The organism is Streptomyces sp. NPDC001851, assembly GCF_040297165.1.
Taxonomy (GTDB): domain Bacteria; phylum Actinomycetota; class Actinomycetes; order Streptomycetales; family Streptomycetaceae; genus Streptomyces.
In genome coordinates this window covers 85,498-111,277 of the sequence record NZ_JBEOYR010000027.1, presented here as the reverse complement: position 1 = coordinate 111,277, position 25,780 = coordinate 85,498, and the positions used below count along the sequence as shown (strand labels likewise).

General features: G+C 74.3%; 21 protein-coding genes, 1 tRNA gene and 1 pseudogene. 5 read left to right on the top strand and 18 right to left on the bottom strand.

What is annotated here, in order from left to right:
* Window positions 1-51: 51 nt before the first annotated feature.
* Complete coding sequence (locus tag ABT171_RS32440; RefSeq protein ID WP_351249964.1) at window positions 52-1,773, bottom strand: RDD family protein; 1,722 nt, start codon at window positions 1,771-1,773, stop codon at window positions 52-54.
* Between the two features lie 244 nt (window positions 1,774-2,017).
* On the opposite strand from ABT171_RS32440, the gene ABT171_RS32435 reads away from it, so the two are divergent.
* Window positions 2,018-2,431 carry an SsgA family sporulation/cell division regulator gene (locus tag ABT171_RS32435; protein WP_351249963.1) on the top strand — a complete coding sequence of 138 codons (414 nt, stop codon included), beginning with the start codon at window positions 2,018-2,020 and terminating at the stop codon, window positions 2,429-2,431.
* 29 nt (window positions 2,432-2,460) lie between these two features.
* Here ABT171_RS32435 and ABT171_RS32430 read toward each other — a convergent pair whose 3' ends face one another.
* Window positions 2,461-3,876 (bottom strand): FAD-binding oxidoreductase, encoded by a 1,416-nt coding sequence (locus ABT171_RS32430; protein ID WP_503077352.1) that lies wholly within the window; start codon window positions 3,874-3,876, stop codon window positions 2,461-2,463.
* Window positions 3,877-3,968: 92 nt separating this feature from the next.
* Between ABT171_RS32430 and ABT171_RS32425 the strand changes: the two genes are divergently transcribed.
* Window positions 3,969-5,441 carry a tetratricopeptide repeat protein gene (locus tag ABT171_RS32425; RefSeq protein ID WP_351249961.1) on the top strand — a complete coding sequence of 491 codons (1,473 nt, stop codon included), beginning with the start codon at window positions 3,969-3,971 and terminating at the stop codon, window positions 5,439-5,441.
* A gap of 6 nt (window positions 5,442-5,447) precedes the next feature.
* Here ABT171_RS32425 and hppD read toward each other — a convergent pair whose 3' ends face one another.
* Window positions 5,448-6,602, bottom strand: coding sequence for a 4-hydroxyphenylpyruvate dioxygenase (gene hppD, locus ABT171_RS32420; RefSeq protein ID WP_351249960.1), 1,155 nt, complete (start codon window positions 6,600-6,602; stop codon window positions 5,448-5,450).
* A gap of 122 nt (window positions 6,603-6,724) precedes the next feature.
* On the opposite strand from hppD, the gene ABT171_RS32415 reads away from it, so the two are divergent.
* Window positions 6,725-7,201 (top strand): Lrp/AsnC family transcriptional regulator, encoded by a 477-nt coding sequence (locus ABT171_RS32415; protein WP_351249981.1) that lies wholly within the window; start codon window positions 6,725-6,727, stop codon window positions 7,199-7,201.
* 174 nt (window positions 7,202-7,375) lie between these two features.
* On the opposite strand, the gene ABT171_RS32410 is transcribed toward ABT171_RS32415, so the two are convergent.
* From ABT171_RS32410 to ABT171_RS32400, 3 genes are read right to left on the bottom strand one after another with little or no spacing between them, the layout of a single operon-like run.
* Complete coding sequence (locus ABT171_RS32410) at window positions 7,376-8,164, bottom strand: S16 family serine protease (protein WP_351249959.1); 789 nt, start codon at window positions 8,162-8,164, stop codon at window positions 7,376-7,378.
* Between the two features lie 33 nt (window positions 8,165-8,197).
* The gene (menC, locus tag ABT171_RS32405; RefSeq protein ID WP_351249958.1) at window positions 8,198-9,307 is read right to left on the bottom strand and encodes an o-succinylbenzoate synthase; all 1,110 of its coding nucleotides are present in this window, start codon (window positions 9,305-9,307) and stop codon (window positions 8,198-8,200) included.
* Window positions 9,304-10,059 carry a chorismate synthase gene (locus ABT171_RS32400; RefSeq protein ID WP_351249957.1) on the bottom strand — a complete coding sequence of 252 codons (756 nt, stop codon included), beginning with the start codon at window positions 10,057-10,059 and terminating at the stop codon, window positions 9,304-9,306. Before ABT171_RS32400 ends, menC begins: the two co-directional genes overlap by 4 nt.
* 101 nt (window positions 10,060-10,160) lie before the next feature.
* Here ABT171_RS32400 and ABT171_RS32395 point away from each other — a divergent pair, with 101 nt between their 5' ends.
* Window positions 10,161-11,723 carry a PucR family transcriptional regulator gene (locus ABT171_RS32395; RefSeq protein WP_351249956.1) on the top strand — a complete coding sequence of 521 codons (1,563 nt, stop codon included), beginning with the start codon at window positions 10,161-10,163 and terminating at the stop codon, window positions 11,721-11,723.
* On the opposite strand, the gene dapE is transcribed toward ABT171_RS32395, so the two are convergent.
* From dapE to ABT171_RS32370, 5 genes are all read right to left on the bottom strand, one after another.
* Window positions 11,614-12,759 carry a succinyl-diaminopimelate desuccinylase gene (gene dapE, locus ABT171_RS32390; RefSeq protein WP_351249955.1) on the bottom strand — a complete coding sequence of 382 codons (1,146 nt, stop codon included), beginning with the start codon at window positions 12,757-12,759 and terminating at the stop codon, window positions 11,614-11,616. The genes ABT171_RS32395 and dapE overlap by 110 nt on opposite strands.
* Entirely contained in the window at window positions 12,756-13,025 is a 270-nt protein-coding gene (locus ABT171_RS32385; protein ID WP_351249954.1) for a hypothetical protein, read from the bottom strand. Before ABT171_RS32385 ends, dapE begins: the two co-directional genes overlap by 4 nt.
* A 314-nt stretch (window positions 13,026-13,339) precedes the next feature.
* Window positions 13,340-13,981 (bottom strand): IclR family transcriptional regulator, encoded by a 642-nt coding sequence (locus ABT171_RS32380; protein WP_351249953.1) that lies wholly within the window; start codon window positions 13,979-13,981, stop codon window positions 13,340-13,342.
* Window positions 13,982-14,325: 344 nt separating this feature from the next.
* Window positions 14,326-16,125 (bottom strand): DEAD/DEAH box helicase, encoded by a 1,800-nt coding sequence (locus ABT171_RS32375; RefSeq protein WP_351249952.1) that lies wholly within the window; start codon window positions 16,123-16,125, stop codon window positions 14,326-14,328.
* Between the two features lie 102 nt (window positions 16,126-16,227).
* Window positions 16,228-16,371 carry a hypothetical protein gene (locus ABT171_RS32370; protein WP_351249951.1) on the bottom strand — a complete coding sequence of 48 codons (144 nt, stop codon included), beginning with the start codon at window positions 16,369-16,371 and terminating at the stop codon, window positions 16,228-16,230.
* A gap of 206 nt (window positions 16,372-16,577) precedes the next feature.
* On the opposite strand from ABT171_RS32370, the gene ABT171_RS32365 reads away from it, so the two are divergent.
* Window positions 16,578-16,652 (top strand) — tRNA-Cys (locus tag ABT171_RS32365).
* A gap of 33 nt (window positions 16,653-16,685) precedes the next feature.
* On the opposite strand, the pseudogene ABT171_RS32360 reads toward ABT171_RS32365, so the two are convergent.
* The 7 genes and pseudogenes from ABT171_RS32360 to ABT171_RS32330 form a co-directional block, all read right to left on the bottom strand.
* Window positions 16,686-17,845: pseudogene (locus ABT171_RS32360) on the bottom strand (SUKH-4 family immunity protein).
* A 136-nt stretch (window positions 17,846-17,981) separates the two neighbouring features.
* Window positions 17,982-18,113, bottom strand: a complete 132-nt coding sequence (locus tag ABT171_RS32355; RefSeq protein WP_351249950.1) for a hypothetical protein — start codon at window positions 18,111-18,113, stop codon at window positions 17,982-17,984.
* Entirely contained in the window at window positions 18,110-20,419 is a 2,310-nt protein-coding gene (locus ABT171_RS32350; protein WP_351249949.1) for a xanthine dehydrogenase family protein molybdopterin-binding subunit, read from the bottom strand. The genes ABT171_RS32355 and ABT171_RS32350 overlap by 4 nt, the downstream gene beginning before the upstream one ends.
* Window positions 20,416-22,566, bottom strand: coding sequence for a 2Fe-2S iron-sulfur cluster-binding protein (locus tag ABT171_RS32345; protein ID WP_351249948.1), 2,151 nt, complete (start codon window positions 22,564-22,566; stop codon window positions 20,416-20,418). The genes ABT171_RS32350 and ABT171_RS32345 overlap by 4 nt, the downstream gene beginning before the upstream one ends.
* Window positions 22,563-23,456: an FAD binding domain-containing protein gene (locus tag ABT171_RS32340; protein WP_351249947.1), complete on the bottom strand. Its 894-nt coding sequence runs from the start codon at window positions 23,454-23,456 to the stop codon at window positions 22,563-22,565. The genes ABT171_RS32345 and ABT171_RS32340 overlap by 4 nt, the downstream gene beginning before the upstream one ends.
* A 258-nt stretch (window positions 23,457-23,714) precedes the next feature.
* Window positions 23,715-25,337, bottom strand: coding sequence for a beta-N-acetylhexosaminidase (locus tag ABT171_RS32335; RefSeq protein ID WP_351249946.1), 1,623 nt, complete (start codon window positions 25,335-25,337; stop codon window positions 23,715-23,717).
* 160 nt (window positions 25,338-25,497) lie between these two features.
* Window positions 25,498-25,779: a DUF3039 domain-containing protein gene (locus tag ABT171_RS32330; RefSeq protein WP_031159440.1), complete on the bottom strand. Its 282-nt coding sequence runs from the start codon at window positions 25,777-25,779 to the stop codon at window positions 25,498-25,500.
* Window position 25,780 lies beyond the last annotated feature (1 nt).

The window sequence follows — 25,780 nt, the reverse complement described above, 5'->3', positions numbered from 1 at the left end:
CCGGCGGGCGGCCGGACGGGGGAGCGGGTACCGCCCGCCGGCGACGTTCCGTCAGCCGGCGACGAAGGTGTGGGCCGCCTTGTCGTGCCAGCACTGGTGCCAGGGCCGGTCGAACAGACACCACAACACGCCCAGCAGCCCGATGCCGAGCAGCCCGGGGACGCTGTAGACCAGCCAGCGGCGCAGCGCCGGGCCGAACGCCGGGGGTTCGTGCGCCTCGATGTCCCGCACCTCGATGCCCAGCAGCTTCTTGCCGAGGGTGCGGCCCCATCGGGCGGTCGGCAGCACCTCGTACACGACGCCGAAGAGCAGCAGGACGGCGAGGACGATGCCGAGGCTGGTGGCGGTCGTGCCGTCGAGCAGCCAGACGGTGACCTCGTGGCCGGACACCCTGGCCGCGTCGATCTTCTCCTGGACGTGGTCGGCGGCCCGGATGCCGAGCGGTACGGCGGCGGCGGCCGTCACCGCGCCCAGCACCAGGCTGTCGATCAGCCGGGCGGCGAACCGCTTGCCGAGTCCGGCGGGACGGGCGGCGGCCTGGCGGCGCGCGGCCGCCTGGAAGGGATCCTCCACCGGCGGCTTCCACGGCGCCACCGGCTGCTCGTCACCACCGCCGGCCAGCTGGTGCACCTGCTGCGCCCAGGACGCCTGACCGCCACCGGGCCCGCTGGTCAGCGGGGTGGCCGGGGCACCGCCCTGCGCGGGCACCGACGGCGCCACGGCCGCCTGGGAAGGCTGGGCCGCCTGGGGTGCCTGGCCGGCGGCGCGCGCGGCGGCGGCCTTGCCGGCCCCGAAGCCGGGGCCCTGGGCCGGGGAGGACGAGGCGGAGGGCGGGGTGGGCGCGCCGACGGGGCCCTGCGGTCCGAAGCCGCCGGAGGCCCCGGGCGTACCGGCCCCCGGTCCCGCGCCCGGTCCCGCCGCCGCGGACCCGCCGGACACCGCGCCCGGGCCGGAGCCCTGCCCGCCGATGCCGGGACCCGGACGGGCCGGACCCGGTGCGCCGAAGCCGGAACCGGGCCCGGCTTCGGGAGGGGAGGCGGGGGTGCCGAAGCCCGCGCCCTGCGCCGGAACGTGCGGGCCGTAGCCCCCGGGCGCCGCGGGCGAACCGGCCGCACCCGCGTCGTGGCCGCCCGCTCCCGGGCCGGACGCGGGCGCGCCGAAGCCGGGGCCCTGGGCCGCGCCGTGCGGTCCGAAGCCGGAGCCCGCCCCGGGCTGCGCACCCCGGCCCTGGCCGGGGACGGGGCGGAACGTCATGGTGCCGTCGTCCTTGACGGCCGCCGGCCCCGGGACCGGCCGCCGGAAGATGAAGGTGCCGCCGGAGTCCTGGTCGTCGCCCTCCCCCGGCGCAACCGCGGCCGTGCCGTCGGTGCGGCCGGCCTGCCCGGCCGGCCGGGCCGAGCCCGCCGCGGGCACCCGCGGGTCGGCGCCCCGGGCGGACCGGCCGGCGTCACCGGCATCGAGCTGCCCGGCGGCCTGGCCGGCGGCGCCCGTCCGCCCCGCGGCCCGGCCGTCGGCGCCCCAGGCACCGGCCTCGTCCCGTCCGGAGGGCGGGTCCTCGTCGAAGAAGTGCGGGCCCGTCTCCTCGACCGCCGCGGGCGCGGCGCGGACGCCGGGCGGCGGGTTGAGCGGTTCGCCGTCCTTCGGCGCCGGCCGGCTGGTGCCGGGCACCCAGGAGGCGCCGTTCCAGTACCGGACGTATCCGGGGATGGACGGATCCGGGTAGTAACCCTCGCGGGGCCTGTCGTCACCTGGGGCCGGGGTTGGGGCGCTCATGTCCTTCGTCCCGTATCTGCTCGGGGGCGGGATGGGGGCCTCCACATCTATCAGACCGGGGCAGCCCGCAGCGCCAGTCCCGCCGGACCCACTCCTTTCCGGGCAACGCCGCACCGGACTCCCACAGGTCCGCGAAAAAATTTCCCCCTACCCGCGTAATGGCCCGGCCCCAGCCCCCTCTCCCCTGGTACGGGCCCGTCCCGAGCGGTCCCTGAAGACCCGGACGAGGAAAGGAACGCAGGTCATGGAGCACATCGTGGTGGAGCGGGAACTGGAGCTGAGGCTCATCCTGTCGCCGGAGCGCAGCGTCCCGGTGCCGGCCCGGCTGGGCTACCGCTCCGCGGATCCGTACGCCGTCCACATCGCCTTCCACATCAACTCCGAGGCTCCCGTCCACTGGACGTTCGCCCGCGAGCTGCTGGTGGAGGGGGTGTTCCGGCCGTGCGGTCAGGGGGACGTACGGGTGTGGCCGGCGAAGGCCGACGGACGCGGTGTCGTCCTGATGGCGCTGAGCTCGCCGGACGGGGACGCGCTGCTGGAGGCGCCCGTGCCGCAGGTGTCGGCCTGGCTGGAGCGGACGCTGCGGGCGGTGCCGCCGGGGACGGAGGGCGGCCAGCTGGGCATCGACGACGCGCTCGACCACCTGCTCGCCCAGTGAGCCGTCGCACCGGACGTACGGCGGCGGGTTCAGAGGACCTTGCCCGGGTTGAGGATGCCCAGCGGGTCGAAGGCGTGCTTCACGGCGCGCTGCATCTCGATGCCGACCGGGCCGATCTCCCGGGCCAGCCACTCCTTCTTCAGCACGCCGACACCGTGTTCGCCGGTGATGGTGCCGCCCAGCTCCAGGCCGAGGGCCATGATCTCGTCGAAGGACTCGCGGGCCCGCCGGGACTCGTCGGCGTCCTGGGCGTCGAAGCAGACGGTCGGGTGGGTGTTGCCGTCACCGGCGTGCGCGCAGACGCCGATGGTCAGCTCGTACTTGGCGGCGATCCGCTCGACACCCTCCAGCATCGCGCCGAGCCGCGAGCGGGGCACGCACACGTCGTCGATCATCGTCGTGCCCTTGACCGCCTCCAGCGCGGTCAGCGAGAGCCGCCGGGCCTGCAGCAGCAGCTCGGACTCGGCCGCGTCCTCGGCGGGCACGACCTGGGTGGCGCCCGCGGCCTCGCACAGCGCGCCGACGGCGGCCAGGTCGGCGGCGGGGTGCGGGGTGTCGAAGGCGGCCAGCAGCAGCGCCTCGGTGGTCTCGGGCAGGCCCATGTGGGCGAGGTCGTTGACGGCCTTGACGGTCGTACGGTCCATCAGTTCGAGGAGGGAGGGGACGTGACCGCCCTCCATGATCCGGCAGACGGCGTCGCAGGCGGCGGCCGCGGAGGGGAACTCCGCGGCCAGCACCAGCTGCTGCGGCGGCTTGGGCCGCAGGGCGAGGACGGCCCGGACGACGATGCCGAGCGAGCCCTCGGAGCCGACGAACAGACGGGTCAGGTCGTAGCCCGCCACCCCCTTCGCCGTACGGCGGCCCGTGGACATCAGGCGGCCGTCGGCGAGGACGACGTCCAGGCCGAGCACGTACTCGGCGGTCACGCCGTACTTGACGCAGCACAGGCCGCCCGAGCCGGTGCCGATGTTGCCGCCGATGGTGCACATCTCCCAGCTGGAGGGGTCCGGCGGGTAGTACAGGCCGGCTTCCTCGACCGCGCGGGACAGGGTCGCGTTGATCACGCCCGGTTCGACGACGGCGATCCGGTCGACGGGGCTGATCTCCAGGATGCGGTCCATCCGGGTGAGGGACAGCACGATGCAGCCGTCGGTGGCGTTGGCCGCGCCGGACAGGCCGGAGCGGGCGCCCTGCGGTACGACGGGGACGCGCAGCTCGGTGGCGGTGCGCATGACGTGCTGGACCTGTTCGACGGTGCGCGGCAGGACGACGACGGCCGGGGCGCCGGCCGGGCAGAAGCTCGCCATGTCGTTGGCGTAGGAGGCGGTGACGTCGGGGTCGGTCAGGACGGCCTCGGCGGGCAGGCCGGCCAGGAGCCGGTCGGTGAGGTCGTTGGTCACCACAGCGTCTTCGGAGCGGGGCGCTTCGATACGGCTCATGATCAAAGGGTCGCACTCACGGCCATCGGTGTGAACCCCGGCCGCCCTCCGGTTGGGCCACCCGGATGTGATCGTCATATTGACGCACAGTGAGCGCCATGGACAACCGAGTGTGCGTGCCGGGTACGTCCCCGCCGATCGAGCCGCCGACGCCGCGCCGGTCCCGGCGGTGGCGGCGCCGGGTGCTGGTCACCGCGCTGGCGGGCGGGGTCGCCGCGGGCGCCGCGCTGACGCTGCCGCCCGGGGAGCGGCCGCACGGGGCGGGCCGGCCGCCCGCCGCCGGTCCCCAGGCCCAGGCGCAGGCGGCGCGGGCGCTGACGGCGGTGACCTCGGGCCTGCCGGCCGCGCTGCCGCAGCTGGAGGCGCTCATCGGGCAGCAGGAGCAGCGGGTGCGGGCGCAGCCCGGGGACGCGCGCGCGTGGGCCGTGCTGGGGGCCGCGTATGTGGCGCGGGCGCGCCGGACGGCCGACCCGGCGGACTACCCGCGCGCCGAGCAGGCGCTGCGGACCTCCCTGCGGGTGCGGGCGGCACCGGACACCGCGGCGCTGGACGGGCTGACCGCGCTGGCCCTGGCGCGCCGCGACTTCCCGGCGGCGAAACAGTACGGCGAGCAGGCGCTGAAGGCGGCGCCGAAGCGGTGGGCGGCGTATCCGCCGCTGATCGACGCCTACACCGGGCTCGGCGACTACCAGAACGCCCGCGCGACGCTGGACAAGCTGCTGGGGCTGCGCACCGGAGCGGCGGCCCGGCCCGCGGTGATGGCGCGGGCCTCGGCGGTGTACCGGGACCGGGGCTGGCGCGAGGACGCGGTGGCCCAGCTGACCGACGCCGCGTCCGCCGCCGGCACCCCTGCCGAGCAGGCCGCCTATCTGACCGGACTGGGGCAGCTGGCCTGGGAGCGCGGGGACCTGCCGGACGCGCTGCGGCACTTCGAGGCCGCCGTACGCCTCGATCCCGACCAGGGCGCGGCGCTGACCGGACGGGGCCGGGTGCTGGCGGCGCTGGGCCGCACCACGGAGGCGTACGCGGCGTACCGGGCGGCGCTGACCAGGTTTCCGAGTCCGCAGGGCGCCTGTGAGCTGGGCGAGCTGTACGAGGCGCACGGGATGGCGGCGCAGGCCCGGGAGCAGTACGGCCGGGTGAAGGAGCTGGTACGGCGCCGGATGGCGGCCGGGGCCGACGAGGACCTGCTGATCGGGCAGTTCGAGGCGGACCACGGGGACCCGCAGGAGGCCGTGGAGCGGTTGCAGGCGGAGTGGGAGCGCCAGCCGGGGATCGAGGTGGCCGACGCGCTCGGCTGGGCGCTGCACCAGGCCGGCGACGACGAGGAGGCGCTGACCTACGCCACCACCGCGACGGACCCGGCGAAGGGCGGCGGGGTGCGCAGCGCGCTGTACGCCTTCCACCGGGGCCTGATCGAGCTGGAGCTGGACCGGCAGGCTTCCGCGCGCCGGCATCTGCAGCAGGCGCTGCGGTTCAACCCGTACTTCTCACCGCTGCGGGTTCCGGTGGCCGAGGAGGCGCTGCGGACGCTGGGCGACGTACCGGACGAGCCGCCGCCCAGCGCCTGAGCGCTGTTACAGGTTGCCCCGCTTGGCCTGCTCGCGCTCGATCGCCTCGAACAGGGCCTTGAAGTTGCCCTTGCCGAAGCCCATCGAGCCGTGCCGTTCGATCATCTCGAAGAAGACGGTCGGGCGGTCCTGGACCGGCTTGGTGAAGATCTGCAGCAGATAGCCGTCCTCGTCGCGGTCGGCGAGGATCTTCAGCTCGCGCAGGGTCTCGATGGGCACCCGGGTGTCGCCGACCCACTCGCCGAGGGTGTCGTAGTAGGAGTCGGGGGTGTCGAGGAACTCGACGCCGGCCGCGCGCATGGTGCGGACCGTCTGCACGATGTCGTTGGTGTTCAGCGCGATGTGCTGGACGCCGGCGCCGCCGTAGAACTCCAGGTACTCGTCGATCTGGGACTTCTTCTTGGCGATGGCGGGCTCGTTGATCGGGAACTTCACCTTGAGGGTGCCGTCCGCGACGACCTTCGACATCAGCGCGCTGTACTCGGTGGCGATGTCGTCGCCCACGAACTCCTTCATGTTCGTGAAGCCCATGACCTTGTTGTAGAAGCCGACCCACTCGTTCATCTTGCCGAGTTCGACGTTGCCGACGCAGTGGTCGATGGCCTGGAAGGTGCGCTGGGCGGGCGGTTCGACCATCGGCTTGGCGGCGGCGTAACCGGGCAGGTAGGGGCCGTCGTAGCCGGAGCGGTCCACCAGGGTGTGGCGGGTCTCGCCGTAGGTGGCGATGGCGGCGAGGACGACGGTGCCGTGCTCGTCCTTCACCTCGTACGGCTCGGCGACGCTCCGCGCGCCGTGCTCGACGGCGTAGGCGTACGCGGCGCGGGCGTCCGGGACCTCGATGGCCAGGTCGATGACGCCGTCGCCGTGCTCGGCCACGTGCCGGGCCAGGAAGCGGCCCCAGTCGGTGCTCGGCCTGATCACCGAGGTGAACACGAACCGGGCGGAGCCGTTCTCCAGGACGTAACTGGCGGTCTCGCGGCTGCCGTTCTCCGGTCCGGAGTACGCGACCACCTTCATGCCGAAGGCGGTGGAGTAGTAGTGCGCCGCCTGCTTGGCGTTGCCCACGGCGAAGACGACCGCGTCCATTCCCTTGACCGGGAAGGGATCGGCCTGCCGTGCGGTGTCGGGAGCGGGGTGTGTGTTCGCAGAAATCGCAGCCATGCGGGAAGGGTGGCCCCGCTCTGCAAGGTGCGCAATAGTTGGCGTATTCGCTGGACAATCTGCCCAGCGGCACGGCCGCGTCGGCGGACTTTCTGTGCAGGATGACCATCACTGGGGGTGCCGTGGCGATCGATCATCTGGACGGGCGCATCATCGTGCTGCTGGCCCGGGAGCCGCGCATCGGGGTGCTGGAGATGTCCCGGCGGCTCGGGGTCGCGCGGGGCACCGTGCAGGCCCGCCTGGACCGGCTCCAGTCGAACGGCGTCGTCCGCGGGTTCGGCCCGCAGGTGGACCCTGCGGCCCTCGGCTATCCGGTCACCGCCTTCGCCACACTGCAGATCCGGCAGGGCCAGGGCACCGACGTCCGGGCCCACCTGGCGACCGTGCCGGAGGTGCTGGAGCTGCTGACGACCACCGGCAGCGGGGACATGCTCTGCCGGCTGGTGGCCCGCTCGAACGCCGATCTGCAGCGGGTGATCGACCGGGTCGTCGGCTTCGACGGCATCGTCCGCGCCTCCACGACGATCGTCATGGAGACCCCCGTCCCGCTGCGGATCATTCCGCTGGTGGAACAGGCGGCGGAGGAGGAGCGGTCCTAGCCCGGGGCGTCCTGGGGCCTAGGGGCTGTCGTCACATTCCCGTCGTTGCCCGAAGGGCGGCCTGACGGCGTCAGGTGCGTGCTCTGGGGGTCCCCCCGGCCGCCTCCCGCGCCCTTGAGGCAGCGGGGGAGCGTGCATGGCGCCGCCAGGCAGACGGGAATGTGACGACAGCCCCTAGCAGGCCGGCACCGAGTCCTTGCCCTTCTCCAGGGCGACCAGGGAGTTCACCGCGCCCTTCAGTGTGGTGACCGGGACCAGCCTGAGGCTCTTGGGCGCAACCGCCCTGGCGTCGGCGCACTCGTCCTTCGGTACCAGGAAGACGGTCGCCCCGTCCCGGTGGGCGGCCTGCAGCTTCAGGGCCACCCCGCCGACCGCGCCGACCTCGCCCGCGGCATCGATCGTGCCCGTACCGGCGATGGTCCGGCCGCCCGTGAGGTCGCCGCCGCTGCCGTCGCCGTGCAGCTTGTCGATGATCCCCAGCGTGAACAGCAGGCCCGCGCTGGGCCCGCCCACGCCGGCGAGCTTCAGCGAGACCTTGACCTTGTCGGAGCTCAGCCCGAGGTACTTCAGCGCCGCCTGGGTCGCGGCGTCCTGCGACTGCTGCATCTGCGCCACGTTGTGCTTCTCGATCTCCTTGACCGTGTCCCCGGTGTAGACGGCGTCGTGCGGCATCACGGCCCGGTCGGTGCGGAACCAGTTGCCGACCACATCGCCGAGGGTGACCTTGGTGTCCGGGCCGGTCGCCACGATCGTGACCATCCGCAGCTGCCCGCTGGTCCTGCGGACCGGCGCGCCGGAGACGGTGATCACCTCGGCGCCCTTGCTCGAACCGAGCACGTTCGCCGTCGGACCGGGCTGCGCCACCGAGAACGGCAGCGGCACGAACACCGCCGTGGCCAGCAGGGCCACGAGGGGCAGCGCGCAGACGGCTAGGGCCTGGGGACGCGTGAGACGAGAGAGCACGGGATCAATCTAACGCGACCACCCCCCGTGGCCTCATGCCGCGTACAGGTCCCGCCGCCGCACGGTGAACCGGCGCAGGGCGTCCGGGAGGGGCGCGGTGCCGATGCCGGGGGTGGCCGGGACCGGGAGGTGGCCGTCCACCAGGACGAACGGCTCGGTGATGTCCTCGGCGAAGTACCGGGAGGAGGCGGAGGTGTCCCCGGGGAGGGTGAAGCCCGGCAGGGCGGCCAGGGCCAGGTTCGGGGCCCGGCCGATGCCCGTCTCCAGCATGCCGCCGCACCACACCGGCACCCCGTGCGCGTGCGCCACGTCGTGGACCCGGCGGGCCTCCGCATAGCCCCCGACCCGGGCGGGCTTGACGTTCACCACCCGGCAGGCGTCCAGCGCGATCGCGGAGGCGGTGTCGCGCGCGCCGTGCAGGGACTCGTCCAGGCAGACCGGCGTCCGCAGGCGCTGCTGCAGCAGGGCGTGGGCGTGCAGGTTGTTCTCCTCCAGCGGCTCCTCGATCAGCAGCAGCCCGAACTCGTCCAGCCGCCGCAGCTGCTCGGCGTCCGCGAGGGTGTACGCCGTGTTCGCGTCGACCTGCAGGGGGAGGGCCTCGCCGAAGCGCTCGCGGACCGCACGGACCGGCTCCACGTCCCAGCCGGGCTCTATCTTCAGCTTGATGCGCAGGTACCCCTCGGCGAGGTAGCGCTCGACGTCGTCCAGCAGCTCGGGGACCGAGTCCTTGATGCCGACGGAGACCCCGGCGGGCACCCGGTCCCGTACCGCGCCGAGGTAGGTGGCGAGCGGCATGCCGTACGACCGCAGCTCGGCGTCCAGCAGCGCCGTCTCCAGGGCCGCCTTCGCCAGCTCGTGGCCCTTGATCTTCGCCAGGGCGGGGGCGAGCGCGGCCGTGGTGAGGTGCGGGAGGGCGGCCACGCGCGGGATCAGGAAGTCGCGCAGCACGATCTCGGCGCCGGCGACGAACTCCGGGCAGTACAGCGGTTCGGGGTCGGCGGCGAACTCGGACCAGCCCTCGGCGGTGTCCGTGACGGCCCGCAGGAGGAAGGTGTCCTTCGCCGTCATCGTCCCGAAGGACGTGCGGAAGGGCGTGACCAGCGGGATCGCCACGTGCACGATCTCGACGCGTTCCAGCTTCACGCGCCCGCCCCTTCCCGGGTGAGGGTGTACCAGCCGTCGCGGGACATGCCGGTGGCCCGGAACCCCTCCGTGAAGGCGTCCAGGAACACGTCACGCACCGCGTGCCGCCAGCGCAGTGCCAGCGCCGGGTCGGCGGCGCGCAGTTTCACGATGTCCTCCGGCACCCGGCACCAGACGTACCGGCCGGCGGGGTCGCGGCGGGCGAGGGGGGCGCCGTCGGGGGCGCTGCGGAGGACCGCGCCGCGGACCTCGGCCTCGGGCGAGGCACCGGGAACCCCCAGGTCCCAGGTCACCGTCAGCCGGTCGCTCTCGTCGCCGTCGTTCACGCCGTCGCTCATGGGGCCGTAGAAGTCGACCAGGTACTCGGTGCCGACGGCGCCCAGCTTGACCAGGTTGAAGCGGGCGTTGCGGCCGACCAGCGGGTCGAAGGTCCAGCGCATGGTGCGCGCGCCGAGCCCGACGGCCCACGCGCGCTGGGCCCGCTTCAGGGGGTGCCCGAGCCCCTGCTCCGCGGCGGCGACCAGCGAGTACGTGCTGTGCCCGGGGCCGAGGACGGCGACGGACGCACCGGCGAGCCGCCGCCCGTCGTAGGCGGCGTGCACCGCGCCACCGGCGTGCACCAGGCTGTGCAGGACCTCGGCCGGGTAGGGCGGTGCGGTGCGGGGCGTCCGCCAGACGTCGCTGAAGTGGTCGGCCACGGCCGTGAGGCGGGCGACGTCGTGGACGGTACGGATGGTGACTCCTGCTGTCATGGCACGAGTCTCGAAGGAGGCGGCCCGACGCGTGTTGTGCGAGCGGCCAACAGCTGCGTACGTTCGTTTCACCATCCGCCAACAGCCCGCTGGGGACACTCATGGACGTCTGCACCCTCGGCGATCTCCTGGACGTCGTCGGCGGCCCCGCCCTGCGCCTGCACACCGCCCCCGCCGGTCAGGCCGTACCGGTCACCGAGGCGGTGCTCTACGACGGCCGCACCCCGCTCCCCCGGCTGCCCGGCGCGCTGCTGCTGGCGGTCGGCGTACCGGCGGCCGGGGCGGGGCCGTTGCTGCGGGCGGCGGCGGAGGCCGGGCTCACCGGCGTGGTGGTGCGCGGCGCGGACGGTCCGGTCGCGGAGGCGGAGGCGCACGGCGTGGCGCTGCTGTCCGTCGCCGAGGACGCCGCCTGGCACCACGTGCATCTGCTGCTGGCCTCGGCCATCGCCGCCCGGCCCACCGCCGTCGCCCCGGACAGCGGGCTCGGCGACCTGTTCGCGCTGGCCGACGCGATCGCGACGGCGACCGGCGGGGCCACCGCGATCGAGGACCCCCGGCAGCGGATCCTCGCCTACTCCACCGTCCCCGGCCAGCCGATCGACGAGGACCGCCGGCAGGGCATCCTCGGCCGTCAGGTGCCGACGACCGGCACGGAGAACACCGAGCAGTACCGCAGGCTGTTCGCCGCCGACCGCCCCCTGCGGCTGCCCGCGCTGACCGACGGCGACCTGCCCCGTCTGGCGATGCCGGTGCGGGCCGGCGGGGAGACGCTCGGCTCGGTGTGGGTGGTCGACGGCGGCGCTCTCGCCCCGGACGCCGAGGACACCCTCGCCCAGGGCGCCTCGACGGCCGCCCTGCTCCTGCTGCGGGCGCGCGCGGCCCGGGAGCTGGCCCGGCACCGGGGCGGCGAGCTGCTGCGCCGGCTGCTGGACGGCACGGCGGCGGACGCGACGACGGCCGCCGAACGGCTGGGCCTCGCCGGCCCGGCCAGGGTGGCGGCCTTCGTCCTGGCGCTGGACTCCGCAGGGAGCGTCCCGGACACCGAGCGCACGGCGTCGCGCCTGCTGGACGTCGTACGGCTGCAGTGCGAGGCGCGCTACGGGCGGCACGCGGGTGTGCTGGTGGACGGGGTCGTGTACGCGGTGCTGCCCGGTCCCGGAGAGCGGCACAAGCGGCTCGCCGAGGACATCGTGGCGCGGGCCGGGCAGGCGCTGCGGGTGCCGGTGCGGGCGGCGCTCGGCGAGGTCGTACCGGACGCGGAGGGGCTCGCCCACTCGCGGGCGGACGCGGATCTGGTGCTGCGGGTACTGGACGCACGGCTGCCGGTGGCCACGGTGGACGAGGTACGGGCCCGGGTGACGCTGCTGCGGCTGGCCGAAGTGATGGCCGGGCGGCGGGAGTTGAGCGCGGGCGCGTGGCGGCGGGTGCTGGCGTACGACGCCGGGCACGGCACCGAGTACGCGCGCACGCTGGTGTGCTGGTTCGACGCGGGCTGCGACATGGCGGGCGCGGCGAAGCTGCTCGCCGTGCACCCCAACACCTGCCGCTACCGCCTCAGACAGCTCCAGCAGCACGCCGGGGTCGATCTGGACGACCCCGACGAACGGCTGGTGCTGTGGCTGCAGCTGCGGGCGCTGGCCGGGCTCGGCCCAGCCACGCCCTGAGCCGGTCCTCGCAGGTGTGCAGGTGCTCGACGGGGACGTACTCCCCCGCCGTGTGGGCGAGGGACGGATCCCCGGGGCCGTAGTTGAGCGCGGGCACGCCCAGCGCGGCGAACCGGGCGACGTCCGTCCAGCCGAGCTTGGGCCTCGGCTCGGCACCGAGCGCGGCGACGAGGGCGCCGACCCGGTCCAGATGCGGCAGGGCCCCCGCGACGACCTCGGTGACCCGCACCTCGTACTCCGGGAAGAGCGAGCGCACCCGCGCCTCGGCCTCCTCCGGCGAACGGCTGGGCGCGAAGCGGCAGTTGACGGTGACGACACACTCGTCGGGTACGACGTTCCCGGCGACCCCGGCCCGTACGGCGACGGCGCCGAGCCCCTCCCGGTACTCCAGCCCGTCGATCAGGACCCGCTGCGGCCGGTGCGCGTCGAGGCGCCGGAGGACCTCGGCGGCCTTGTGCGCGGCGTTGACGCCCTGCCAGGCGCGGGCGGTGTGGGCGCGGGCGCCCTTGACCACGATGTCGGCGGTGAGGATCCCCTGGCAGCCGGCCTCGACGCCCGCGTCGGAGGGCTCCATGAGGATCGCCAGGCCGGCGTCGGCGAGCAGCTCCGGCCGCTCGGCACCGATGCGGGCGAGCCCGTTCCGGTCGCCCTCGACCTCCTCGCACTCGTAGAAGACGAAGGTGAGGTCGCGCACGGGCGCGGGCACGGTGGCGGCCAGCCGCAGGGCGACCGCCACCCCGCCCTTCATGTCGCAGGCACCGAGCCCGTGCACACGGCCGTCGGCGAGCCGGGAGGGCAGGTTCCCGGTGGCCGGGACGGTGTCCAGGTGCCCGGCGATCACGGCGCGTCCGGGACGGCCGAGGCCGGTGCGGGCGACGACGGAGTTGCCGACCCGGTCGACGGTGAGATGGGGCAGGCCGCGCAGGGCGCTCTCGACGGCGTCCGCGATCACGTCCTCCCGGCCGCTCTCGGAGGGCAGGTCGACGAGGGCCCGGGTGAGGGTGACGACGTCGGCGGTGAGGTCGAGCATGCTCATACGAGGTCCCGGGGCTGGTTCAGCTGGGAGTGGCGGATGCCGTGGAGGCCGTGGACGACGAGCCCGGCCGCCGTCCACGCCCCGGAGGCGATCCAGGTGCCGGCGCCCAGGCTGCCCAGCAGCTTCAGCTGGGCCACGCCCATGGTCCGCTTCAGCGGGCTGCCGGCGGCATCGCCGAGGAGGCGTTGCACCGGCCGGCGCCGGGTGAGGCTGTGTGTGCTCGTCCTCGGTGCTGCGGCCTCCGGCCGGGTGTCCCCTGTGTCCACCGCGCTGTTCCCTCCGCCTCGGGGCTGTACGGGTCTTGATGATGCGGAGGGAGGTGGGGCGGTGGGGTGTGCGGATCGGCCAAAGGTGCGGGGTGCCGATTGGCCGGATGGGCAAAGGGGGCGGCTTGTGTGTGCCGGGTGCGGGTCGGGTCGGCTGCCCATGCCGCCGCTGCGGCAGTCGTGCCGCCGGTCGGCACGGGTGGGCGCAGCGGGACCCGGCACGCGCGGGCAAGCGACCCAACCGCCGGCCGGCACCAGCACAGGTCGGCTGATCAGCGCGGGACGACCGGACATGCCGCTCAGCGCAGCCGGCGTCAGCGCAGGGCCTCGGCGACCTCCCGCGCCGCCTCCACCACCCTCGGCCCCACCCGCTCCGGCACGGAGTCCGCCAGCATCACGACGCCCACACTGCCCTCGACCCCCGTGACCCCGACCAGCGGCGCCGCAGCCCCGCTCGCCCCGGCCTCCAGCTCACCATGGGTGAGGGTGTACCCGGGATCCAGGGACGGCGACTGCCGGGCCGACAGGATGGCCCTGCCCGCCGCCCCCCGGTCCAGCGGATGCCGGAACCCGGCCCGGTACGCCACGTGATAGTCGGTCCACGTCGGTTCGACCACGGCGACGGCCAGCGCCTCCGTCCCGTCCACCAGCGTCAGGTGCGCCGTCGCGCCGATGTCCTCCGCCAGCGCCCGCAGCGCGGGCAGCGCGGCCTCCCGCACCAGCGGATGCACCTGCCGGCCGAGCCGCAGCACCCCGAGTCCCACCCGGGCTCGACCGCCCAGGTCACGCCGTACGAGGGCGTGTTGTTCCAGCGTGGCGAGCAACCGGTACACCACGGTACGGTTCACGCCCAGTCTCGTGGACAGCTCGGTGACGGTCAGCCCGTGGTCGGTGTCGGCCAGCAGCTTGAGGACGCGCAGTCCCCGGTCGAGCGTCTGGGAGGTCTCCGCGGTCACGACGCCCACTCCTTTGGTGGTGAGGCCGGCGGTCCCCTGAGCGGCGGATGCGTCACCGAGTCCCGTCGGCGACGCGCCTCAGAGGCCGCCGATCGGCAGAACGGTCCGGCGGCTCCGGGCCAAGTCGCTTCACGGCTGCGCTCCGCGGCGGCGCTGCCACGGGGCGTGTGCGTAGCCGGACAGTAGCGAAGCAGGTTCGCTCAGCGGAAGTCTCAGTCCAGAATCCGGGCAAGACCAGTTCCGGCCTGCCGCAATTCGTCCGGAAACGCACAGGCCCCAGGAACTGACACACGCCAATCCCTGGGGGTCCGGGGCGATGCCCGGCCGGCCGTCCCGGCGGAGCGTCACCGCATGCGCGTGGCCCACTCCTGCATCTTGGCGATCCGCTGCCGCAGCTGCCCCGCCGTGGCCTCGGCGCTGGGCGGCCCCCCGCACACCCGCCGCAGCTCGGTGTGGATCACGCCGTGCGGCTTACCGCTCTGGTGCACATAGGCGCTGACCATGGTGTTCAGCTGCTTGCGCAGCTCCATCATCTCCTTGTGCGAGACCACCGGCCGCCGCTCGGCGGGCAGCTCCAGCAGATCGGCCTCGGTGTCCGGCTTCTTGCGGCTGTGCGCGATCTGCCGGGCCTGCCGCTTCTGCAGCAGCAGCTGCACCTGCTCGGGTTCGAGGAGCCCCGGGATACCGAGGTAGTCCTGCTCCTCCTCGCTCCCCGGGTGGGCCTGCATGCCGAACTCGGCGCCGTCGTACAGCACCCGGTCGAAGACGGCGTCGGACTCCAGCGCCTCGAAGGGCAGCATGTCCTGCTCGCCGGTGTCCTCGTCCTGCTGCTTGTTCGCCTCCTCCATCTCCTTCTCGGATTCGGCGTACGGGTCCTCCTCGCCCTCCTTCTTCGGCTTGTCGAGGGCGTGGTCCCGTTCCTTCTCCATCTCGTTGGCGAAGGTCAGCAGGTCGGGCACGGTCGGCAGGAACACGGACGCGGTCTCGCCGCGCCGCCGGGACCGTACGAAACGCCCGACGGCCTGCGCGAAGAAGAGAGGCGTCGAGATCGTCGTCGCGTACACGCCCACCGCGAGCCGGGGGACGTCGACGCCCTCGGACACCATGCGCACCGCGACCATCCACCGGTCGTTGCTCTCGCTGAACTCGTCGATCTTCTTCGAGGCGCCGGCGTCGTCGGACAGCACGAGCGTCGCCTTCGTCCCCGTGATCTCCCGGATCAGCTTGGCGTAGGCGCGGGCGGACTCCTGGTCGGAGGCGATGACCAGCGCCCCCGCGTCCGGGATGGCCTTGCGGACCTCGGTCAGCCGCTGGTCGGCGGCGCGCAGCACACTGGGCATCCACTCGCCGCGCGGGTCCAGCGCCGTGCGCCAGGCCTGGCTGACCGCGTCCTTGGTCATCGGCTCGCCGAGCCGGGCGGCGACCTCGTCGCCGGCCTTGGTGCGCCAGCGCATGTTGCCGCTGTAGGAGAGGAAGATGACCGGCCGGACGACATGGTCGGCGAGGGCGTTGCCGTACCCGTACGTGTAGTCGGCGGCGGAGCGCCGGATGCCGGCGTTGTCCTCCTCGTACGTCACGAAGGGGATGGGGTTGGTGTCGGAGCGGAAGGGCGTACCGGTCAGCGCGAGCCGGCGCGTGGCGGGCTCGAACGCCTCCAGGCAGGCCTCGCCCCAGGACTTGGAGTCACCGGCGTGGTGGATCTCGTCGAGGATGACGAGCGTCTTGCGCTGCTCGACCCGGTTGCGGTGCAGCATGGGCCGTACGCCGACACCGGCGTAGGTGACGGCGACGCCGTCGTACTCCCTGCCGAGGGGCCCCGCGCTGTACTCGGGATCGAGCTTGATCCCTATCCTTGCGGCCGCCTCGGCCCACTGCTTCTTCAGGTGCTCGGTCGGCGCGACCACGGTCACCTGCTGCACGACGTGGTGGTGCAGCAGCCAGGAGGCGAGCGTCAGCGCGAACGTGGTCTTGCCGGCGCCGGGCGTGGCGACGGCGAGGAAGTCACGCGGCTGCTCCTGGATGTACTTCTCCATCGCCCCCTGCTGCCAGGCACGCAGCTTGCTGGCGGTACCCCAGGGCGCGCGGCCCGGGAAGGCGGGCGACAGGTGGTGGGAGTGAGCGGAGGAAGCGGCGGTGGTAGTCACGGTCTCCGGTGTGTGGGGCTCGTTTGTCGGGCTCGTTCATGGGGCTCGGGCGGGCTCGGCCGCGTATGACAACCGGGCCACCCTACCGGCGCAGCCCTCCCGTCAACGCCCGGACGAGCCCGGGTCGCCCGCGGGTGGGACCCACGTCACAGCCGCCGCAACCGCCCCGCGGCCGCCGAAGGCGATCCCGGCGACGGCGGTGGCCTCGGCGACGGTGAGGTGACGGCCGATGACGCGGTGGTTCATTGGCCCAGCCTCCGCAGAGGTCGGCGTGACGGCGCGCGAGGCCCTCGGCGGGGGCACGGACGACCGCCCCGCAAGATCGCCGGGTGACGGGTTTTGACAGGTCGGAGCCTCTCATTTCATGAACGGCGTATGGCAGTCCCGTTGCACCCCCACCGATCCCCTTGAGCCCTGGAGGCGCCTCGCCATAACGTCATTTCCACGAACACGGCCGTGTGCCCGAGTGGTTGAGGGGCTCGCCTGCAAAGCGAGTTACGTGGGTTCGAATCCCGCCACGGCCTCCAGGACGATCGCGGTGTGCGGGCGGGCGGGCCGGGTCAGAGGGCCCCGCCCGTCTCGTCGCGGAACAGGTCTGTCCAGTAGTGCCAGGTCGTGTCCGGGAGGGTGGCCGTGGGGTCGAGGGCGGTCAGGGTGTGGAGCATGGCCGCGGCCAGGTGGTCGTAGGCGCGGGTCGTCAGTTCGTTGCCGAGGTGCTCGTCGATGGTGCGCTCGTGGTGCAGGAGCCAGAGCGTGAAGGCGAGGGTGGAGACGTCGGTGTTGAGCGGGTGGAGCGTCGCGTCCGGGTCGCTGCAGGTCAGGACCGCGCCCGTTCTGCCGTCGACCACCAGGCCGTGGTCCCCGGGCAGGCGGCCGAGGCGGATCAAGTGGTCGGCGTGGGCCGGGAGGTCGTGCGGGAGAGCGGCGTCCGCGCACTCCTCGGTGGCGTATTCACGGAGCGTCGGCAGCGGGGCGTCCGTGTCGGCGTGGAAGAGGACCGCCTCCTCCGGGAGCCCGGTCTCGCGCAGGAAGCGCCGGGTCGGCTCGTGGGTGAGCGTCGCCGGGAAGTCGACCTCCTCGAAGCGCACCACCCGGCCGTGCCCGAACTCCTGGTCCAGCAGGCGGGCGGGGACCTCCAGGGTGAGCCCGGAGGCCGTGCCGGGGCCCGCGGCGAGGGCGAGCGGGCGGATCAGGGCCGCCGCCTTCCAGTACGGCGGGACCTCGCCGCCCGCGCCCTCCTCGAAGAGGGAGAGCAGCCGGCGGGTCGCCTCGGCCGCCGTCCCGGGGCCGTACTGGCCCGCCAGGGAGGCGAATCGGCCGCGCAGGCCGGCCAGTTCCTCCGTGACCGCGGCGAAGCGCAGCAGGGTGGCCAGGGAGGGCGCGAAGGGACGGGCGTCGGACGGGGCGAAGAGGTACGCCGTCGTCAGCTCGCCGGTGCCGCCGTCGAGCAGGATCGACTCGCGCTCCATGCCCGCGGGGTTGAGCAGTTCGCCGATCACCAGCCGGTCCCGCAGCTCGTCCGCCACCCGGAACGGGCCCTGGGCGGCGTCGGCGAGCGTGCGCAGGCCGTGTGTGCGCAGCGGGGAGAAGGTCAGCAGGTCGGTGGCGCGGGCAGGCCGGTGGCGCCGAGCAGGCCGCGCGTCGGCGCGTGCGTGACGTAGCGGTCCAGCTCCGCCTCGGTCAGCGTGATCGCCGTGATCCCTGCGTCGGTCGTGCCCATCGCTCCCCCGCGATCTTCCCCGTACGGTGCACCGTAGCGCCGTGAGTGCCGCTGCCCCCACCGCTCAGCACACTACGCCGCCCCACTGACAACGGCCCTCACCAGGGAAGACGTCAGGCGACCCGGGTCCGTCGCGTCAGGTGAAGTAGATACCGCCCAGGACCACGGCCAGCGCCGCGACGAGGAACAGCAGGATCCACCCGAACAACTTGCCGACGCTCGGCGGGGGTTCGAAGCGGGGCTCGTCGGGGGTCTCGGGAGTGGTCACTGGGGCATCACCACCGCTGCCTGGGGGCGGATCGGGAGGCGGTTGACCGGGCGGCCGGTGGCCGCGCGGACGGCGGAGGCGATCGCGGCCGGGGCCGTGACGACCGGGACCGCGCTGACGGACTTGGCGCCGAAGGGGGCGACCACGTCCCGTTCCTCGACCAGTTTGACGATCCGGATGTCCGGGGCGTCCAGCGCGGTCGGGAGGGCGTAGCCGGTCAGGTCGGGGTGGCGGATCAGGCCACGCGGGGTGCGCAGGTTCTCGGTGAGCGCGATGCCGACGCCCTGGGTCACGCCCGCCTCGATACGGGCCGCCAGCTGGGTCGGGTTCAGGATCCGGCCCACGTCCTGGGCGACCGCCAGCTCCACCACCCGGACCGAGCCCAGCTCGATGTCGACGTCCACCACCGCGCGGACCGCGCAGAAGGCCAGGCCCACGAAGGCGTCGCCCTGGCCGGAGGCGTTCAGCGGCTCGGTGGGGTGCGGGCGGCACTGCGCCGTGGCCCACAGCTCCTTGCCGTCCAACGCCTCCGTGACGGTCGTCGACAGCACGCCGTCGTACGAGGTGATCTTGCCGTCGGTGATCTGCAGCAGCTCCGTCGACATGCCGAACTTGTGGGCGAGCGGCTGCAGGAGCTGGGTGCGGACCATCTTCGCCGCGCGTTCCACCGCGCCGCCCGACACCCAGGTGTGCCGGCCCCGGCAGCCCGCGCCGGCCGGCGGCTGGTCGGTGTCGACCGGCGCCACGTGGACTTCCTCGATCCCGAGGGTCTCCTGGACGATCTGCCGGGCGAGCGTGGTGAAGCCCTGGCCGGTCTCCACGGCGGCGCAGAGGACGGTCGCCACGCCGTCGTGCACCTTGACCGTCGCCGTGGACACCTCGTCGGCGCCCTCCGCGCCGAGCATGTGGACCATGCCCAGGCCGTAGCCGACGCCCCGGCGCACCGCGCCCGGTTCGCCCGCGCCCTCGGGGCCGCCGGGCAGCAGCCACTCCTCCTCGGGGCTGTCCTTGGGCAGGGCGGGCAGCGGGAAGTCCCGTACCGCCTGCAGGAGTTCGGCCACCGGGGCGGGGCAGGTCACCGTCTGGCCGATCGGGAGGACGTCCCCCGTCGCCAGGACGTTGCGCAGGCGCACCTCGGCCGGGTCCAGGCCCAGCTTCTTCGCCAGCTTGTCCATCTGCGCCTCGTAGGCGGCGCACACCTGCATCGCGCCCTCGCCGCGCACATGGCCGGAGGGCGGGTTGTTGGTGCGCACGGCCCAGCCCTCGATGAAGGCGTTCGGGACGACGTACGGGCCGCACGCGAAGGAGACGGCGGCGGCCAGCGCGTCGGAGGAGGTGTCGGCGTACGCGCCCGCGTCCAGCAGGATCTGCGCCTCCACCTTCACCAGCTTGCCCTCGGCGTCCGCGTGGTGGCGGTACCGGAGCAGGGTCGGGTGGCGGTGGGTGTGGCCGAGGAAGGACTCCTCGCGGGTCGCCGTGAGCTTCACCGGGCAGCCGGTCTTGAGGGCGAGCAGGCCGAGCGGGAGCTGGAAGCCCTGGTCCTCGCGGTCGGCGGTGGCACCCGGCACCCCGGTGACCACGATCTTCACCCGATCCGGGGACAGGCCGTAGCAGGCCGCGGCGGTGTTGCGGTCGGTGTGCGGGTCGGTGGAGGCCAGGTACAGCTCCACGCCGCCGTCGGGGCGCGGCACGGCGAGGCCCGCCTCGGCGCCGATCGGGGCCGGGTCCTGGCGCCCTATGCGGTACTGGCCCTCCACGACGACCTCGCCGACCGCCGACGGGTCGCCGTGGTGCAGCGGGATGTGGCGGATCAGGTTGCCGTCGGGGTGCAGCGGCTCGGCCTCGAAGGCCTGCTCGGGGTCGGTGACCGGGTCAAGTACCTCGTACTCGACGATGACGGCCGCGGCGGCCATCCGCGCGGTGTCGGGGTGGTCGGCGGCGACGGCCGCGATGGGTTCGCCGTGGTGGCGTACGACCTCGGAGGCGAACACCGGCCGGTCGGGCGTGCCCCGGCCGTGCCGGGGGGTGCCGGGCACGTCCTCGTGGGTGACGACGGCCCGTACGCCGGGCATCTCGCGCGCGTGGCTGGTGTCGATGGACACGATGCGCGCGTGCGCGTGCGGGGAGCGCAGCACGGCCGCCCACAGCAGGCCCTCGGCCCACAGGTCGGCCGCGTACGGGAAGGTGCCCTCGGTCTTGGCGCGGGCGTCGGCGTGCGGCAGGGAGGCGCCGATGCCGTGCGGCAACGCCTCGGCCTCGGGGGCCGCTTCCGCGGCGGTGGTCGCCGTGGCGGCTTCGTTGCTCACGCCTGGCCTCCGTCCTGGCCGTAGTGCGGGTCGTGCGGGCCGTGCTGGCCGTGCGGTCCCGGGGTGCCGTGCGGCGGGGTGCCGTACGGGTCGGGCGGGCCGTACGGATCCGGCGCGTCGCCGTAGCCGCCGGGAGCGGACTGCGGCGTGTCGAACGCGCCCGGCGCCTCGAACGCCGACGGGTGGACACCCCCGGCGCCGGGGCCCGCCTGATGGGGAATACGGGCCTCGCCCGCGTCCGTCTCGGCGTCGGCGGCGTGCGGCGCCTCGCGTTCGGCGACGACCTCCTGGACGGCCTGGAGGACGCCCCGGTAGCCGGAGCAGCGGCACAGGTTGCCGCACAGCGCCTGCCGGGTCTCCAGCTCGGTCGGCGCGGGGTTGCCCTCCAGCAGGTCGTGCAGGGTCATCGCCATGCCGGGCACGCAGAAGCCGCACTGCACGGCGCCGCACCGGGCGAGCGCGCGCTGTACGTCGGAGGGCTGCCCGTCGACGGCGAGGCCCTCGACCGTCCGCACCTCGCTGCCGGCCGCGGTGACCGCCGGGACCAGGCAGGAGGCCACCAGCCGGCCGTCGACCTGCACGTTGCAGGCCCCGCACTCGCCCTGGGAGCAGCCGTCCTTGGCGCCCGCGAGACCGAGCCGCTCCCGCAGGACGTACAGCAGCGACTCGCCGATCCAGGCGTCGGTGACGGGGCGGTCGGCGCCGTTGACGCGCAGGACGTAGGAGGCGAGCGGGTGGTCGTCGTTCGGCGGGAGGGGCGCGGCGTGCCCGGCGTGTTCCCCGGCGGCGTCTTCCTGTGGCGCGGTGTCCTCGGTGGCGCCCTCGGGTGCGACGGCGGCCTCGGCTGCGTCGGTGGCCTCGGGTGCGTCGGCGGCGTTCTCCGGTACGGCTGCGGAGTCCGGGGTCCGCGGTGCCGAGTGGTCGGCCGCCGCCGCGTCGGCCGTGGCGGGGCCGGCGGGCGTCGTGGGCGCTGTGGCCGCCTGCGGGACACCGGCCGGGGTCGGGGACTCCTCATGGCCTGTCGGGCCGTCAGCGGGGCGCTCAGGGGCCTCGGCGGGGCCGTGGCCCTCCGCGTCCGGTCCCGGTGCGGACGCCGACTCGGCCCGCTGCTCCGGGAACGCGGTCGGCACGCCGGACTGCTCCGGCTCCGCGGCCTCGCCCAACTCCCCGAACCGGGCAGGCGGGGCAGGCTCGGCGGACTCGCCGAACGCGCCGGGGCGGCCGGCCTCGGCGCGGCGCGCCTCCTCGCCCTGCGCCTCGGCGGCCTCCGCGCGCCGACCGTCCCCGTGGCCGACCGGCTGCTGCCGGGCGTCCTCGTAGGCGGTCGGCCGGTGGTGCCCGGTGTCCTCGTGACCGGCCGACGGGTGCCCGGCGCCGCCGTGAGCGGCCGGCTGCTGCCCGGCGTCGCCATGACCAGCCGGCTGCTGCCCGGTGCCCCCGTGACCGGGTTCCGCCGACCCGGGCTCCTCGGGGGCGGCCGTGGCGTGGTCGGCCGGGATCTGGCCGTACCGCTCCTCCGGTGCGGGTGCGTAGCCCGGTGTCGCCGCGCCCGCCGGGTGGGCGTCGGTGTGGTCGGGCAGGGCGGTGTGGCCGGTGTCCGCGGGCCGGTCCCAGGGGCGGCCGGTGTCCTGCGTCGCCCATGGCGCGGGCGCGCCGCCGGGCAGCGTGGCCGGCGGGGTGCCGCCCCACTGCTCGACCAGGGAGGACGTGGTGAACTCCCCCGACTCGTCCGGGAGGTCGCCGCCGGCGACCGGGATGGACCACTGTCCGGTGACGTCGTGCCCGGGCGCGGCCGGGGCCGCGGGCTCGTCGAAGGTCCAGTGCTGGGTCGCGCCGGGCTGGTAGGTGAACCGGTCGTCCGCGGCGGGCACCTGGGGCGTGGCGTTCGGGTCGGGCCACTCGGCGCCGCCCGCGGGCGCGGTCCAGGTGCCGGCGGGGTCCCCGGTGCCGGGGGCGGCCGCTATCCGCGGCGGCACATAGCCGTGCCCCGGCGCGGCCAGCGGGCTGTCGCCGGACAGCAGGGCGTCGATGCCGCCCTCGGGGAGCTTGACGAAGGCGGTGGCGCCGTCGTCGTAGTCGCCCTGGGGCAGCGGGTTCCAGCGTCCGCCACCCTGGGGCGTGCCCTCTCCGTGCTGGTCGTCGGTCACGACAGCGCCCTCCCCAGTGCTCGTCGGGCCAGTGCGGCGACGGTGCGCCGCAGGTGCAGTACGGCGGGCGGAAGCGGGGCGACCGAGCCGTCGGGCTCCGGCGCCGGGTCCGGGATGCAGGCCGCGGCGACGTACTCGCCGAAGGCGTTCAGGGCCTCCGGGACCAGCGCGCGGTCGTTGTCCCAGTCGATCAGCTGGGCGACCCACTGCTCGGCCTCCAGAGGCCTGAGCGGCATCGGCGCTATGGCACCGACGGCGCACCGCACTCCGCGCCGGGCGGGGTCGAGGACGAGGGCCACGGAGGCCAGCGCGCGGCCCGGCCCGGTGCGTCCGGTCGCCTTCAGGAAGACCTGCGGGGCGTGCAGCAGCGGCACGCGCACGTAGCCGATGAGTTCGCCGCCGCGCAGCATCTCCATGCCGGCCAGCAGGTGCGACACCGGGATCTCCCGGCGGGCTCCGCCCGGGCCCGCGATGATCAGCGTCGCCTCCAGGGCCGCCAGCACCGGCAGCGCGTCCCCGGTGGGGGCGGCCGAGGCGATGTTGCCGCCGAGGGTGCCCGCGTTGCGGATGTGCGGCGGGCCCGCGGCGCGCGCGGCGGCGGCGAGCGCCGGGATCAGGGCCGCGAAGTCGGGGCGGCCCATGCGCGCGTGCGTGAGGCCCGCGCCGAGCAGCGCGTGGCCGTCCTGGTACTGCCAGCCGCGGATCTCGCTGATCCGCCCGAGACCCACCAGGGCGGCGGGCCTGAGCTGACCGGAGTTGACGGCGGCCATGAGATCGGTGCCGCCCGCGACGGGGACCGCGGTGGGCATCTCGGCGAGGGCCGCCACCGCCTCGTCCAGCGTCGTGGGCAGCGTGACGGCCTGCGCCGCCTGCGGTGCGTGCGTGGTCAAACCGGCTGCCCCTTCCCGCTGCCCCCACTGGTCCCACCTGTGTGGCCGTACCGTACGTGCTCACAGGGCGGACGTGGCAACTCTGGCACATCTTCGCAAGGGCCGAACGCGGGGGTCCGCTAGGAGGCATTCGCCCACCTCACCACGGAGATGGTCCGTTTTCGCACGGCATCACCGGTGCGCACCGATTGACACTCTTCGGTGACACTTGGCGCGGTTTTCCGTTCCCTGTTCGGAACGGTCACGTGTTCGGGGTGGTCACTTGTTCGGCGGCGGCCCCTCTTTCGGGCGACCCGGGACGCCGGGGCGTTTCTGCCACGGACGGGGCCCGGCGGGCGGCCGATAAGCGACCCCGAGGGCGTCGAGTCGCGCGTAGTGGGCGGCCATCCGGCGTTCGAAGCCGGCGAAGTCCCGTTCCGCGGGGGCCGGCAGCCGGCTCCAGGCCACCTCGGCGAAGGCCGCGAGCCGGGGAAACGCCTGGTAGTCCACGCGCGCGATGTCCTCCATCACCTCGGTCCAGACGTTGGCCTGAGTACCCAGCACATGCCGGGCCTCCTCCTCGGTGAGCCCGGGCGGGACGGGTTCGAACCGGTAGACGTCCTCCAGCGTGCGCACGAACCCGATCGGCACCGGCTCGTCCTCGCCCGGGGCCTGACGGTGGTCCAGATACACGTACTGCTCCGGGCACATGACGACGTCGTGGCCGGCCCGCGCGGCCGCGATCCCGCCGCCGTAACCGCGCCAGGACGACACCGCGGCCCCCTTGGCGAGCCCGCCCTCCAGGATCTCGTCCCAGCCGATGAGCCGGCGCCCGCGCGCGGACAGCCACGCGTCGAAGTGCCCGATGAACCACGACTGCAGTCCGTCCTCGCCGGCGAGCCCGAGGTCCGCGATCCGGCTCCTGGCCGCCGCCGACGCGCTCCACTGCTCCTTTCGGCACTCGTCCCCGCCGACGTGGACGAACTGCGAAGGGAACAGTTCCAGGACCTCCTCGAACACTCCCTCGTAGAAGCGCAGGGTGTTGTCGGTGGGGGCCAGTACGTTGGAGGAGATCCCCCAGGTGTCCCACACGGAGAGGGCGGTGGTGTCGATGACGTCGGTGTTGCCGAGTTCCGGGTACGCGGCGATGGCGGCCTGCGAGTGGCCCGGTACGTCGATCTCCGGGACGACGGTGATATGCCGCTCGGCCGCGTAGGCGACGATCTCCCGGATGTCGTCCCGGGTGTAGTAACCCCCGTGCGGCTTCTCCTCCCACAGCGGCGAGGCCCGGTGACCGAATTTCGTCCTCGACCGCCAGGAGCCGATGTCCGTCAGCCGGGGATAGCGCTCGATCTCCAGCCGCCAGCCCTGGTCGTCCGTCAGGTGGAGGTGGAGGACGTTGAGTTTGTGCGCGGCCATCAGGTCCAGATAGCGCAGCACGCCGTCCTTGGGCATGAAGTGCCGGGCCACGTCGAGGAGGAGACCGCGCCAGCGGAAGCGCGGCGCGTCCTCGATGGTCTGGTGGGGGATGCCGGCCGTGCGGCCGGGGCGTACGGGGGCGCGCCGGAAGGCCTCGGGGCCGAGGAGCTGACGCAGGGTCTGGGCACCCCAGAAGACCCCGGCCGGGTCACCGCCGCGGATCTCCACGCCCCGGCCGGCGGCCACGCCCAGGCGGTACGCCTCGGCCTCCAGCGAGTCGTCCAGGAGCAGGCGTACACCGCCACGGGCGTCCTCGGGGCCGGGCCGCAGCGGCAGCCCCAGCGCGGCGCCGAGCGTGGTGCGCAGCCAGCGCTCCGTGGTCTCCGTGCCCGGAGCCGCCCACAGTGTGGTGTCGTCGTCCAGCAGGACGCCGCAGCGCATCGGTCCCTCGATGGCGCGCGGCGCCGGAATCACATCCGTCATGTGCAGTCCTCTACCGCTCCGCCCCGCACCGGGGCCAGAGGCCGCTGTGGGCTCCACCACTGTGTGACCGGAGCGCGCGAAGGCCCCCGGGGCGCGCGTGTCGCACGCGCACCCCGGGGGCCCCGCGAAGACTCGGGCCGACGGGCGGACCGTCACGGACCTACTTCTTGTCGCCGCCCTTGTCGTCGCCGCCGCTGCCCATGGACTCGTAGATCTCCTTGCACATGGGGCACACGGGGTACTTCTTCGGGTCGCGGCCCGGCACCCAGACCTTGCCGCACAGCGCCACGACGGGAGTGCCGTCGAGGGCGCTCGCCATGATCTTGTCCTTCTGGACGTAGTGGGCGAAGCGCTCGTGGTCGCCGTCGCCGTGGGACACCTGTGGCGTCGGCTCTACGAGGGTCCCCGTACCAGTCCCGCGCTCGGGCTCAAGAGTGCTCATA